Annotated in this window: 13 protein-coding genes; 5 read left to right on the forward strand and 8 right to left on the reverse strand. The window is 60.9% G+C overall.

The genetic code is table 11. The features are described 5' to 3' along the window. Positions 1 to 158 precede the first annotated feature (158 nt). On the reverse strand, positions 159 to 1,031 hold the full coding sequence (locus tag ACEWQZ_RS11275; protein ID WP_476483191.1) for a glycine betaine ABC transporter substrate-binding protein: 873 nt from the start codon (positions 1,029 to 1,031) through the stop codon (positions 159 to 161). Positions 1,032 to 1,169: 138 nt separating this feature from the next. Between ACEWQZ_RS11275 and ACEWQZ_RS11280 the strand changes: the two genes are divergently transcribed. Continuing rightward, on the forward strand, positions 1,170 to 1,682 hold the full coding sequence (locus ACEWQZ_RS11280; RefSeq protein WP_476483192.1) for a helix-turn-helix transcriptional regulator: 513 nt from the start codon (positions 1,170 to 1,172) through the stop codon (positions 1,680 to 1,682). Here the strand turns inward: ACEWQZ_RS11280 and fabB are convergent. After that, positions 1,621 to 2,880, reverse strand: a complete 1,260-nt coding sequence (gene fabB, locus ACEWQZ_RS11285; RefSeq protein ID WP_476483193.1) for a beta-ketoacyl-ACP synthase I — start codon at positions 2,878 to 2,880, stop codon at positions 1,621 to 1,623. The genes ACEWQZ_RS11280 and fabB overlap by 62 nt on opposite strands. Continuing rightward, entirely contained in the window at positions 2,877 to 3,404 is a 528-nt protein-coding gene (gene fabA / locus ACEWQZ_RS11290; RefSeq protein ID WP_476483492.1) for a bifunctional 3-hydroxydecanoyl-ACP dehydratase/trans-2-decenoyl-ACP isomerase, read from the reverse strand. Before fabA ends, fabB begins: the two co-directional genes overlap by 4 nt. Positions 3,405 to 3,506: 102 nt before the next feature. On the opposite strand from fabA, the gene ACEWQZ_RS11295 reads away from it, so the two are divergent. Continuing rightward, positions 3,507 to 3,797 carry a hypothetical protein gene (locus ACEWQZ_RS11295; protein ID WP_476483194.1) on the forward strand — a complete coding sequence of 97 codons (291 nt, stop codon included), beginning with the start codon at positions 3,507 to 3,509 and terminating at the stop codon, positions 3,795 to 3,797. A gap of 36 nt (positions 3,798 to 3,833) precedes the next feature. Here ACEWQZ_RS11295 and ACEWQZ_RS11300 read toward each other — a convergent pair whose 3' ends face one another. The 5 genes from ACEWQZ_RS11300 to ACEWQZ_RS11320 all read right to left on the reverse strand — a co-directional run bounded on the left by ACEWQZ_RS11300 (position 3,834) and on the right by ACEWQZ_RS11320 (position 8,413). Then, positions 3,834 to 4,733 carry a DUF4097 family beta strand repeat-containing protein gene (locus ACEWQZ_RS11300; RefSeq protein ID WP_476483195.1) on the reverse strand — a complete coding sequence of 300 codons (900 nt, stop codon included), beginning with the start codon at positions 4,731 to 4,733 and terminating at the stop codon, positions 3,834 to 3,836. Positions 4,734 to 4,802: 69 nt separating this feature from the next. Further along, on the reverse strand, positions 4,803 to 5,891 hold the full coding sequence (locus tag ACEWQZ_RS11305) for a GNAT family N-acetyltransferase (RefSeq protein WP_476483196.1): 1,089 nt from the start codon (positions 5,889 to 5,891) through the stop codon (positions 4,803 to 4,805). 127 nt (positions 5,892 to 6,018) lie between these two features. Then, positions 6,019 to 6,747, reverse strand: a complete 729-nt coding sequence (locus tag ACEWQZ_RS11310; protein ID WP_476483197.1) for a Crp/Fnr family transcriptional regulator — start codon at positions 6,745 to 6,747, stop codon at positions 6,019 to 6,021. Next, complete coding sequence (locus tag ACEWQZ_RS11315; RefSeq protein ID WP_476483198.1) at positions 6,747 to 7,514, reverse strand: Crp/Fnr family transcriptional regulator; 768 nt, start codon at positions 7,512 to 7,514, stop codon at positions 6,747 to 6,749. Before ACEWQZ_RS11315 ends, ACEWQZ_RS11310 begins: the two co-directional genes overlap by 1 nt. Then, the gene (locus ACEWQZ_RS11320; RefSeq protein ID WP_476483199.1) at positions 7,511 to 8,413 is read right to left on the reverse strand and encodes an SAM-dependent methyltransferase; all 903 of its coding nucleotides are present in this window, start codon (positions 8,411 to 8,413) and stop codon (positions 7,511 to 7,513) included. The genes ACEWQZ_RS11315 and ACEWQZ_RS11320 overlap by 4 nt, the downstream gene beginning before the upstream one ends. A 120-nt stretch (positions 8,414 to 8,533) precedes the next feature. Between ACEWQZ_RS11320 and ACEWQZ_RS11325 the strand changes: the two genes are divergently transcribed. The 3 genes from ACEWQZ_RS11325 to ACEWQZ_RS11335 are packed head-to-tail and all read left to right on the forward strand — an operon-like array spanning position 8,534 to position 12,283. Further along, positions 8,534 to 10,066 (forward strand): TIGR03013 family XrtA/PEP-CTERM system glycosyltransferase, encoded by a 1,533-nt coding sequence (locus ACEWQZ_RS11325; RefSeq protein WP_476483200.1) that lies wholly within the window; start codon positions 8,534 to 8,536, stop codon positions 10,064 to 10,066. Positions 10,067 to 10,079: 13 nt separating this feature from the next. Continuing rightward, positions 10,080 to 11,108: a UDP-glucose 4-epimerase GalE gene (gene galE / locus ACEWQZ_RS11330; protein WP_476483493.1), complete on the forward strand. Its 1,029-nt coding sequence runs from the start codon at positions 10,080 to 10,082 to the stop codon at positions 11,106 to 11,108. Further along, positions 10,991 to 12,283 (forward strand): polysaccharide deacetylase family protein, encoded by a 1,293-nt coding sequence (locus tag ACEWQZ_RS11335; RefSeq protein WP_476483201.1) that lies wholly within the window; start codon positions 10,991 to 10,993, stop codon positions 12,281 to 12,283. The genes galE and ACEWQZ_RS11335 overlap by 118 nt, the downstream gene beginning before the upstream one ends. Positions 12,284 to 12,450 lie beyond the last annotated feature (167 nt).

Genomic DNA, 12,450 nt, shown 5'->3' on the forward strand with positions numbered 1-12,450 from the left:
AACCGGCGTCGGGTACGCTTCTCAAGGCGCGGGTCGGTGACAACTTCGTTGGAATCAGACATCTCTTCGCTCCGTAAGCGCCCTGAATGTTACAGATAAAACCGATCAGGTACTGTTGGGAGGGATGTTGACACACAGGGGGGCCGCGTCCGACAAGGTCACTGTCTGGCGGCGTTGATCCAGGGTGTTATCAGATCGGGATTGTCGTCGACCCAGTCGCGGGCGATGGATTTGGGGTCGCGGCCTTCGCGGGCGTAGGCGTTGATCCACTCGCTCTGGGTCGATGATGGGATCTGGAAACTTTTCAAAAATGCCGTGACTGAAGGTTGGTCTTCCGGTAGCCCCTCTCTCGCCAGCGTGTAGACGCGGGCGCGGCCTTCGCCGCCCCAGTGTTTCAGCGGGTCGGCCAGGTAGCGGATGTCGTGGGCGATGTTCATCCAGTGTGGGCGCCAGGCGCAGATGACGATGGCTTCGCCGCGGCGCTGTGATCGCGCAAGTTCGGCGAGCATGGCTTCGGTACTGCTGGCCAGCACGCGCCAGTCGCCGAGTTCGTAGAGATTGTCTTTGACGGCCGCTTCGGCTACGCGATTGGAGCCGCTGCCCGGCTCGATGCAGTGAATCGTTCGGTCGAAGCGGGATGCATGCTGATTCAGATCGCCGATGGACTCTATTCCTTCGGCGTAAAGGCTTGCCGGCACGGCCAGGCCGGTTTCGGGACCCGTGAGGTTTTCTCCGAGGATGACGATCTTGCCGCGCTCGACCAACGGCATGAACGCCTCGTCCTGTCCCGGCAGCCAGGCCGATACGTTGATATCGAGCCGGCCTTCGGCCATTTCCTGAAAGATCAGCGGCGCGGCCGCAGAAGTTGTTTCGACTTCGAATCCCGCCCGCCCGAGGATTTCCGCAACCACCGCGCTCTTCACGACCGCGCCCTGCCAGGGAGGAACGCCGATTCGGATCACGGGGTCAGTTGATGGCGAAGCCGCCGCCAGGGCCGCAAGAAAAATGAAAACAAACACCAGATATTTCATCGCCGGCTCCTGTTCGCCTCTCTTTGAGACTATTCTAGAGGGGATGACGATCAGCCTTCGTAGCTGAGCCGGAAATTGACCGCGCTCATGGAAGGCCATCAGCAAAGCGCATTATTCTTCTGTCAGGAGGCTTTAGTAATGTCCACTGCCAACGAGCTGCTTGATGCGGTGCTGCGCTATTTGCAGCCGGCCGGCGACTCTCTGCGGGAGCTTGCCCGGCGAGCGGATATTCCACCGGAGCAGCTAGCCACAGCGCCGCAGGAGCTGTCGCCGCTTCAGATTGCGCAGTTATGGCAGCTGGTCCAGGCGCGCCTGGGCGCGTCGGCGGCATTCACTCACAAGGTGCGCAGTCTCATTCACCAGCGGCTTGAGTCCGGCCGCGCTCGGGTGACCGTCATTGCCGCCGAGCTCAACATGAGCCGGCAAACGCTGTACAAAAGACTCAAGCTGGAAAACCAGACGTTTGCCGCCCTGCTCGACCAGGTGCGGCGCGAGTCGGCAATGGTCTATCTGGGAAACCCCGAGCATAGCCTGACGGATGTGGCCCAGCGGCTCGGCTTTTCCGAGCTCAGCGCCTTCAGCCGCGCGTTCAAGCGCTGGGTGGGGCAGTCGCCGGCGCACTATCGGGCTGGCCGTCCGAGCTTTTCCTGAAAACCAGCGTCGCGTTGGTGCCGCCAAACCCGAAGCTGTTGCTCATCACCAGCGGCAGGTCGACATCGTCCTGGCGCTCGCGCACAAGCGGATAGCCTTCGGCCTGTGGATCAAGGTTGTCGATATTGGCTGATGGCGTGATGAAACCGTTCTGCTGCATCAACAGGCTATAGATAGCTTCGTGCACACCTGCCGCGCCCAGTGAATGCCCGGTAAGCGGCTTGGTTGATCCCATTGGGGGCATATCGTCGCCAAAGACCCGGGCAATGGCTTCCAGCTCGACAATGTCGCCGGCCGGCGTACTGGTGCCGTGGGTGTTGATGTAGCCCACTGGCTCTTCGAGCCCGTGCAGCGCCATTTGCATGCAGCGCGTTGCGCCCTCGCCGCTGGGCTGCACCATGTCGGCACCGTCGGACGTGGCGCCGAAGCCGACCAGCTCGCCGAGTATCGGTGCGCCGCGACGACGGGCATGCTCGAGCTCTTCCAGCGCCAGGATTCCGGCACCGCCGGAAATGACAAATCCATCGCGGTCTGCGTCATAGGTGCGCGAGGCTTTTTCCGGCGTGTCGTTATAGCGCGTTGACAAGGCGCCCATGGCGTCGAACAACATGCTCAGGCTCCAGTGCAGGTCCTCGCCGCCACCGGCAAACATCACATCCTGGCGGCCAAGGGCGACCAGGTCTGCCGCGTGACCGATGGCATGAGCGCTGGTGGCACAAGCCGAGGTGATGCCGTAGTTGACGCCGCGAATACCGAACGCGGTGCTCAGCGAGGCATTGATCGCGCTGCTCATCGTGCGGGGGACCCGAAACGGCCCGACCCGGCGGATGCCGCGCTCGCGGTGGGTGTCGACCGCGTCCATCAGTTCCACGCTGGAATTGCCGCCGGCGCCGGCCACCAGGCCGGTGCGTTCGCTGCGCACCACGTCCTCACTCAGCCCGGATTGCGCAATGGCTTCACGCATGGCCAGCCAGGCATAGCCTGAGGCCGGACACATGAAACGCCTGTGTTTGCGCTCGATCAGCGCGTCCAGATCCAGATCGACCATGCCGCACACGTGGCTGCGCAGCCCGGCGTCGCGCGCCTGTTCGCTGAAGGCCAGCCCCGAGGTCGACAAACGCAGCGAACGTTCGACCGCCTCCAGGCCTACGCCCAGGCTGGAGACAATGCCCATGCCGGTAACCACGACTCTTCTCATGCCGCGCTGCTCCCGAAGTTGTCCATGGAGGTGAACAGGCACACCTTCAGGTTGCGCGCGGTGTAAATCTCGTTACCGTCAACCACCACACGCCCATCTGCGACGGCCATATCCAATCCGCGGCGGATAACACGTCGGATATCAAGGTGATAGCTCACCAGCCGGTTATCAGGCAATACCTGGCCGAAAAACTTGACCTCGCCTACGCCCAGGGCCCGCCCGCGGCCACTGCCGCCGTTCCAGGCCAGAAAAAAGCCCACCAGCTGCCACAAGGCATCCAGCCCCAGGCAGCCGGGCATGACCGGATCTTCCTTGAAGTGGCAGTCAAAAAACCACAGATCGGGATGAACATCGAGCTCGGCCACCACCTCGCCCCGGCCGTAGGCGCCGCCATGATCGTTGATGCTCGTAATGCGATCGAACATCAGCATCTGATCTACCGGCAGCCGCATGTCGCCGGCAAACAACTTGCCGTGACCACAGGCCTCCAGCGCGGCTTTGTCGTATTTTTCGGGGCGGTTCATGCGCAGCTCTCGGGCGTAAAGGGCCGCTACTATATCCATTCTCCCGAGCTGGCGCTTGACCCTGCGTCTACCCGGCCTGGCCCGGCGCGATCCGGTGTGGCCATGTCATCTCTGGCCGCCCTGCTCTTCGAGCAGCTCTTTCTGCCTTTCGGCCGCATCAAGCACCTGGCCTTCAACTTCTCTGGCACGATCAAGCGATTGCTCGTATCCCGTTTTGACCCGCTCTGCTGCGTTATTTTCGCTGCTATTCGGCGGGGTCGATGGGTCGCTGCAGGCGCAGCATATCGTCGTGATGAGTATGGCGGCGGCAAGTTTATGCATGGCTCGATCCTCTTGATTCTCTGTTTCGATCCTTATGGCATCGCGCGGCGGTTTTCACCCCGCGAGCGCTGACACAAGGACATGGCGGCATATACCTTGCCCTTATTATCAGGGGCTTACGCGCTCAACTTGCCCGGCAACCTTACCTTCGACGATCAGTTCAATGCGGCTGTCTATGCGGAGATTGCCGCCAACCGACGAGCCGGCCGAGATTTCGACGACGGGCAGTTTTCCATCATAGTCCTTGGGCAGGATCAGGACGATATTTCCGTCGACCGCGCTGTCTTGCAGTACGCGGATACTGCCGGCCTCCGGCCCGGTTGAATTACCAAGGAAACTAAAAAGCCCGTCATCGTTGCCGTCTCCGGTTGCGGTCAAGTCAATGGTCAGATCCGCGCCGGAGCGGCTCTCGTTATCCAGGGTAATGTCGCCGGCCAGCGTCTGGATGCCCTGCTCTGCCGTCGCGCCGTCGAGCAGGACATCGCCGCTGCGCGTGGTGATGCGACCGGTAACCCGGCTACCGGAGGAAAGGGAAATATCGCCGTTTCGCGTCTGGATGGTCCCGTCAATGACGGCATCGGAACCGGCGTTGATGCTGCCATTGCGCGAATCCAGAGAACCGGTCTGACTCGAGGGGCCGATACGAACATTGCCATTTCGCGTCTGGATCTCGCCGGCCGTTGTGTTGTCGCCGAGCATGATTTGTCCGTTGCGGGACTCGATGCGGCCATAGCTGCCGCCATTGCCCAGCTCGATGGCGCCGTTGCGCGTACTGACGTTGCCCGCCGTTACGCCGCGACCGGTTTCGACTTGACCATTGCGGCTGGCTATCGAGCCCGACACGCTGGCGCCCTCTGCGATGCGGATGGAACCGTTTCGGGTAGCGAGATCGCCATCGTGGCTGGCGTTGGCACTGATCGAGACCTGGTCTTCGGCCAGTGCGCCGGTCGCGCAGGTCAGGAGCAGGATCGCGGCTGCTTTGAAGATGATTCGGATTTGATATGACATGTCCACGCCTCTCGATTGTCTGGTGCCTCCTATTTCACCACGCCAGCGTGCTCAACGCACGTGCGACGGTCACGGTCGCCGGCTGGCATGAGCCACGCTGTCCGCCGCCCGGCGCAGGCGCTTCAATGGCGGGATGAGCCCGTACTTGATGAGATAAAAGACCTGCCCGCGGAGTGTCGGCGCGCAGGCGACGAACCAGTCGCGGGTCCGGCTCTGGTCTGTCCACCGCTGTTTGAACGCATCTTCATCGCCGAGCAGGTCGATTTCGACGATGCCTTCCCGCATGTAGTGCTGCAGCATCCGCCCCAGAAGAACCTGCCCCGGCGAATCATCGGCATACGCTTGAAGATAACCGGATTTCAGCGAATAGAGTCGCCGGTCGAACTCGAGTGAATAGTCGAAAGCAATGGGCTTTTCGTCCAGCGTGAGAAAGTGCAGGCGAAGCGCGTGCTGGCATGCCATGCGACAAGCCAGGTCGATGTAGAAGCCGCGCACGCTCTCGATCGACCGGATGGCCGTTCCAGCCCGGCCCTTCCAGCCGTCGCCTTCGATCCGAAAGCCCGTCCGGGCGGCCGCCCGGACTTCCGTCGAGTCGGTCACAACTATCAGTTCCAGCTGCCCGCGCCCGGCAAGACGGCGGTCCTTGCGGCGAATCTCCTTTCTGAAGTTCCGTGATCGCGACGCCAGGTAGTCCGGCCAGCTGGTTCCAGCGTCGATATAAGGGGACGCCCCGGCGCGCCAGAGTGCCGCGCGGCAGCCACTGCCACGAGCGGCTTCCAGCAGAGGCGCAAGCGTGCGCGATTCCGAGGCCACGTCGGCAATCTCGAACACGTCCCAGGGCCGAACAGCCCGTGCGATGTGCTGCCAGATGGCCTCGATCACGCCGCTGGCGTTGCGTGCGATCAGCAGGTCCGTCCGAGGTGAGTGTGCGTTTGTCAGGCTGGCCAGGCACCGGACCGGCAGGCCGTAGCGGCGTTCCCGGCTCAGCATCAGCGCGGCTGCCCCGACCAGACAGCTCCCTTGCCATGCCGTGATTATGCGGAGTTCTCGATCGCCTCCGAAGGCTTGCCACCAGGCTGCAATCCACTCGGGCTGCGCAAAGGGCGTGGCGCATCCGGCTGACGCCGCCAGCGCGCGCCACTCGGACTGGAGCGCCAACAGCTCGCAGATCCCTTCGAGCTCGCGAACGCGGATTCCTGATCCGGTGGTCCGGGCTGGCGTGCCGGCGCCTGGTGCCGTCCGGTCCGCGGCCCTTGGAGGACCGCCGGAACGCTGCTTGAAAAGCTCAATCGCAGCCATACGGGCGATAGCACTCGCAGGCCGCCGCTTCCAGGCCGGCCCGGTCGAGAATGCGAATCTCACCGCGGCGATACTGGATCAGGCCATGTAGCTGCAGGTGCGTGGCTGCGTTGGTCACCCCGCTGCGGCGGACGCCGAGCAACTGTGAGAGGGTCTTTTGTGTGAGCAGGATCGGAGAGTCATCATGCCGATCTTCGATCTCGAGCAAGCAGCGCGCCAGGCGTTCTTCCAGCAAGTGAAATCGGGCACACAGTGAGGAGCGAGCAATAGTCTGGAGTAGGCCTCTAACGTAAACTTGCAAATCGTTACGCCAGCCGTCCATCTCACCGACACGCTGACGAAACAAATCGACATCGATAGCCAGCACCTCCGATGCTTCAAGTGCAAACGCATGCAGCAGGAATTCGCTGGCGCCGAGCAAGGACTCCCAGCCGATCATGCTTTCAGTGCCCGCCAGAGCAACTTGCACAGCGGAGCCTTCGCCGCCGGATACCATAATGGAGGCATAGCCCGAAATCGGAAAATAAACTTGGCGGATATGCTCCCCACTGTGCACGATGACGGTCTCCGCCGTGAAACTTGACGGGTGGCTTGAAGCAATGATTCTGGCCAGTTCTTCAGTCGACAGCCCGCCCAGCAAGGCATTACTACGGATGACGCCAGCCGGGCCGTGGCCCGCTCCAACAGCAGAAATGTCGGCCGCGGCGGGGCTCATCACTCAGGCAGGAGACGCTGAGTCTCACATTTGACGGTTCGGTAACACTCACAGCAAACCTGCTCAAGCCCGGCATGATCAAGCATCTGGATCCGCCCGCGCCGATACTCGATCAGGCCGGCCTTTTGAAGCCGCCCTGCTGCCTCGGTGACACCTTCCCGCCGAACCCCCAGGCTATGCGCAATCTGCTCCTGGGTCAGCTCAAGACAGTTGTGCGGCAGATGATCGCAGGCATACAGCAACCAGCGAGCCAGCTGCTGGTGAATCGTGTGATACCGATTACAGGTAGCCGATTGGCTGATCTGTGTCATCAAAACCTGCGTATAACGAAGCAACAGCGCGCGAAAACTCTCGCTACGATTGGCCTCTTCACGCAACACGGACGCCTTCAGGCAAAATGCCTTACCGGCGATCTGCACCGCAGCATGGGCCGGCATGGAGTCTGTCCGGGTAAAAATCGACATTCCCAGAAGGCCGTCGTTTCCCACAACCGCGGTTTCGCAGCTGTGGCCGTCCTCAAGGAACATGACGATGGACACGATCGAGTCGATTGGAAAATAGGCAAAGCGCTGAATAGCGCAGGTGTCATAGATGATTTGCCCACGTTGCCATTCCACCAGTTTCAGATGGGGCCAGATGCGCAGGCGATCTGTTGGGGTCAAGTTCCTGAGAATGCGATTCACGGCCGGATCAGGCTCTCCGGCCAGGCGTGGCTGAGGCTGAGGCCGCGCGCGGTGTGCCTGAATTTCTGCAATGGATATTCTCATGCTTCCAATCCCCTTGGTGAGTGCGCTTGATTGTCAGCGGCGCTACTGGCATGAATCAGTCGGCACCGCACGATACTGGACCCGAATTCCCTGAGTGATCGCAACCTGAGAAATGACCACTGGCGAATGGGCACCGTCTCCAGCCAGGCGAGAGCCAACGGGCTTTGCTCGACCAGCCGTTCAAATTCGGAAATGAGAATCTGGTTGAGGCCGCCTTCGACCTCCGAGAATCGCTGCGCGCCATCGGAACGGAACTGCGCCCGCCAGCGGATCAGCGCGCGCTCTGAAAAGATCAGGTGCGCCCAGGGAAAAACCGAAAAGAGATGGCCCCCGAAAGGGTGAAGCCAGGTGGGGCCAAACGACACCATGACCTCGCCGTCGGGCTTGAGCCGATCACTCATTATCTTCAGAATTGCGCCTGGATTACCGAAATGCTCGAAGGCGTCGATACTGACAATGACGTCTGCGCGCTCTTCGGTGGTTTGAGCAAAGCGGCAGCGATCGGCTACGCCCAGCGTCCGGGCTCTGTTTCTGGCCCGCTCGAGCATCTTCGGCTGGATGTCCAGCCCGATGACGCGACAGTCGGGCACGCGCCGGGCGAGCGCAACCGCCTCCAGCCCATCGCCGCATCCAAAGTCGATGATGGTCTTGCCGCTCAGGTTGTTCAGGAACTGCGGCCCGAAATAGCGCTCCAGTTTGCCGTCTTCCAGCGCGCCATCTGAGCTTGCAGCGTCAATATCAGCGGATTTTCTTGGAGCAGGCGCAATGATCCTCAGAATGCTGAAACCCAGCGCTCCACCGATCATGCCTTTTCTAGTTCTCAGGACCCGCGCATCCAACTTCATTCTCCTTAAGCACGTGGCGTTAAAGAGTAGATTGAGTCTGAAAATATACAGCAATCTGTGCGGTGTGTCACACTATATTTAATTTTATTTGAACGTGCCCAGGCGCACAGATAGGGCAGAGATACTCGATAACCATAGCCTGACACTCATGCACCAAGTCATCAGGAGGGGTACATGGCGAAGGTCCTGGATACGCCCATGAAAGAGGCCGAACGATCGGGATGGACTCCGGCCGATCGGCAGATGGCGTTTTCACCAGTCCTGGCCACCCGCCGTCAGATGCGCCTGGGTTTGATCGGCCGACTGCTGCGCCAGCAAAGCCTGCGGGTTTTTCTACTCCTCGCAGTCGTAGAGGTGGGCATGCTCCTCATGGCTCCGCTGGTGGCGACCGAGATCCGGTTCCATGCCGATCCGGGCTCACGCGCATTTGCACTTCAGGAAATGCCGTTGACCAGCAGCGTATTTGCCGGCGTCGTCTGGCTGACCATGATCGCGCTGGGCCTGTATCAGCGCCACAGTAATGAACTCAGTGGTGTGGCCATCGGCATGCTGACCCGCCTGGTCCTGGCCATGGCGGCCGGATCCCTGGCGCTGATCGTGTTGTATTTCGCTGTGCCGGGGCTGGAGGTCGGCCGCGGCATCCTCGCCCTGTCGATCCTGATTGCCTTCTTGCTACTGTTGGCATCCCGCCTGGGCTTTGTACGCCTGTTCCGCGGCAACGGTTTTCGGCGCCGGGTTCTGTTACTTGGTTCCGGCAGCTGCGCCAGCGACTTTCTGGCGCGCTCGCGCGAACGCGGCATGTTCAGCCGAATCAATATCGTTGCCCACCTTCCGGCGCCCAGGGTTCGTCACGCGGACTTCGAAGAGCGTTCTCCGGATCACGGTCCCCCTTCCCTGCTTGACCTGGCATTCGAACGCCAGATCGACGACATCGTGGTCGCCAGCGACGACCTGCGCAATCGGGTGTCAATGGATGAGCTGATGAGCTGTCGACTGGCAGGCATCAGCGTCTTGCGCTTTGATACCTTCTGCGAACGCGAAACCGGGCGCGTCATGCTGGAAAGCCTGCTGCCGTCCTGGTTCGTTTTTACGGGGCACTTCGATCGATCCGTCATGCGGCGTTTCAGCCGGCGCGCTTTCGACCTGGTGGCGGCGCTGGGCGTCATCACTCTGGCCTGGCCGATCATGCTTTTGGTTGCCGCGGCGGTCTGGCTCGAATCCGGCGGTCGCGAAGGCGTTCTCTACCGCCAGCAGAGAGTAGGAGAAGGCGACAGCGAATTCACCCTGTACAAGTTTCGCAGTATGCGCAGCGATGCCGAAAGCGACGGCATTGCCCGCTGGGCAACCAGCGATGATGTTCGCATCACCCGGGTGGGCCGCATCATCCGCAAGCTGAGGCTCGACGAGCTGCCGCAGATCTGGAATGTTCTGCGTGGCGAGATGAGCATGATTGGACCGCGACCAGAGCGTCCACAAATCGTGAACCAGCTCAAGCGCGAGATTCCCTACTACGGACTGCGCCACAGCGTTACGCCCGGGCTGACCGGCTGGGCCCAGCTGCGCTATCCCTACGGTGCCTCGGTCGAAGACGCCGCTGAGAAACTCCGCTATGACCTCTACTACATCAAGGAACAGAGTCTTCTGTTCGACCTCCAGATCCTCCTGGAGACCGTTGAAGTGGTCCTGTTCAGGCGCGGCAGCCGATGAGGAGGGACGTTTGATGAAACGAATTCCAACCATACTGGTCACCGGCGGTGCTGGCTATATCGGCTCTCACGTTGTCGCGCTGTTGGCCGAGCAAGGCAGGCGCATCGTCGTTCTGGACGACCTGAGCACCGGGCATCGCAGGGCCGTCCTGGGCGGACGCCTGGTGATCGGAGATATTGGCAACGTCCGGCTCTTGCGAGCCCTGTTTCGTGAATATTATTTCGAGGCGGTATTTCACTTTGCCGCCAGAACGGTAGTTCCCGAGTCCGTGGCCCTGCCGCTGGAATACTACGACACCAACTCGGCGCGAGCGCGCACGCTGATGGCCACCTGCCTGGCTGCAGGCGTGAAGCACTTCATATTTTCATCAACTGCAGCCGTCTATGGCGAACCATCCGGCGGCGTCGCCAGCGAAGATATGCCAACTGCCCCAATGAGCCCTTATGGCCGCTCAAAATTGGTAACCGAGTGGATGCTCCAGGACGCCTGCCATGCCGGAAGCATGCGCTACATGATATTGCGCTACTTCAACGTTGCCGGCTGTGACAGCGCGGGGCGCATCGGCCAAGACACACCCGAAGCAACGCACCTGGTCAAGGCGGCCTGCCAGCACGCGGCCGGGAAACTGCCTTCTCTGAGCATTTTTGGCACTGACTATGGCACGCCGGACGGAACCTGCATTCGGGATTTCATCCACGTAGAAGATCTTGCCAAAGCACATTTGCTAGCCCTTTCGTATCTGCAACATGGCGGTGAATCGCTGATTGCCAACTGCGGCTATGGCCATGGTTACAGCGTGCGTGAGGTCATTGAGACGGTTCGGCGAGTCAGCGGTCGTAAACTCGAGATTCTGGAGGCTGCACGGCGGCCGGGAGACATGCCCGTGGTGATTGCGCAAAATGGTGTCATCAAGAGCCGGCTCGGATGGCAGCCGGAACAGGACGATATCGAGGCAATCGTTCGATCTGCCTGGAACTGGGAACGGCGCCCGGCCATGAAAGCATTGGCAAACCGGCCCGGGCTGACCAGCAGCGTGCAATAGGACACCAGAATAATGCTGACAACCCGCATTCCTTCGAAGCGAAAGCAACCGGTGTTGCCATGAGTTCGGTCAGGGGGCACGAGCATTCTGAAACCGTAGACGCCGCCGGGACCCGGCCAAAGCACCGCTGCGGCCGGCTGTCTTCACGCCTGGAGCAGGTTCGCCAGGCCTTGACTGCAACATCGCTGACTGCACCACTGCGCCGTTCCTGGGCCGGGCTTGGAACCTGCCTGATGTATCACCGAATCGTTGCCGATGAAGCAGCGCCCCGCAGCAAGTTCTCCCCCAATCGGGAGCTTATGGTTAAGGCCAGCGACTTTGATCGCCAGATGGCATTTGTCTCTCGCCACTACAACTGCCTTGCGCTGCCCGAAGCGGTGCGTCTGCTGCAGCAAGGCAAGCTCCCAAGGCGAACTGTCGTCGTTACGTTTGACGACGGCTATCTCGATAATCTGACCCTGGCCCTGCCCATCCTGCGTGCGCACGGTGTGCCGGCAACGGTGTATATTGCGACGGGAATCATTGATCACTCGGCGCATCTGTGGTGGTACGAGCTCGAAAGGATTATTCGTGATGCCGACTCCCTGCAGATAGAGTGGGAGGGCAAACACTGGCTCGAAAGAATCGAAGGTCATTCTGAAAAACACGACTGTTACCAGCGCTTCAACAGCCAACTCAAGCGCATGGCCCCCTCCGAACAGATAAAATTTCTGGCGATGATCAGCGATCATGCGATCCGACATCAGAACCTCGAAAGTCAGGTCTTGAGCCGCGATGACGTTCGCCAGCTGGCCGATGACCCCCTGATCACCATCGGTGCGCATACCCATGGCCATTTGGTGCTAAGCAGTCTGCCTAGGCCTCAGCTGCGGCATGAGCTCGACGCCTCCCGACGAACGCTGGAGTCGTGGATTGACCGACCCGTCAGGCACCTGGCTTACCCTTTCGGCGGCCCTCACCAGGCCGGCTTCCGGGAGTTTCGCATGGCCGCAAAAACAGGGTTCGAATCCGCGACCACAACACGCCTGGGACATCTGCAACGCTTCCACGCGCGGCACCGATTCGCTCTACCCAGAATTGCCGTAGGATTCGACGACAACTTGACGCGTTTTCGCTGGAAGCTCAGCGGACTCGAGTGCATGATCCGGCGTCCATTGGCCCGCGTGTTGATCTGACGTCACCCCTTGCTTTGGTGTCTCCAGTTTGTCGATGAAGTGTGCAGCGGCCAGGAGCCGAGGGGCGACAACAACCGGTTTGTCGTCGGATGAAAGGTCCGCTCCCGGCTCCTGACCGCTGCGCATTTCGGTACACAGGCGCAGCTGGTTTCAGCGGATTCTCACTG

Source organism: Wenzhouxiangella sp. YN1 (assembly GCF_056324145.1).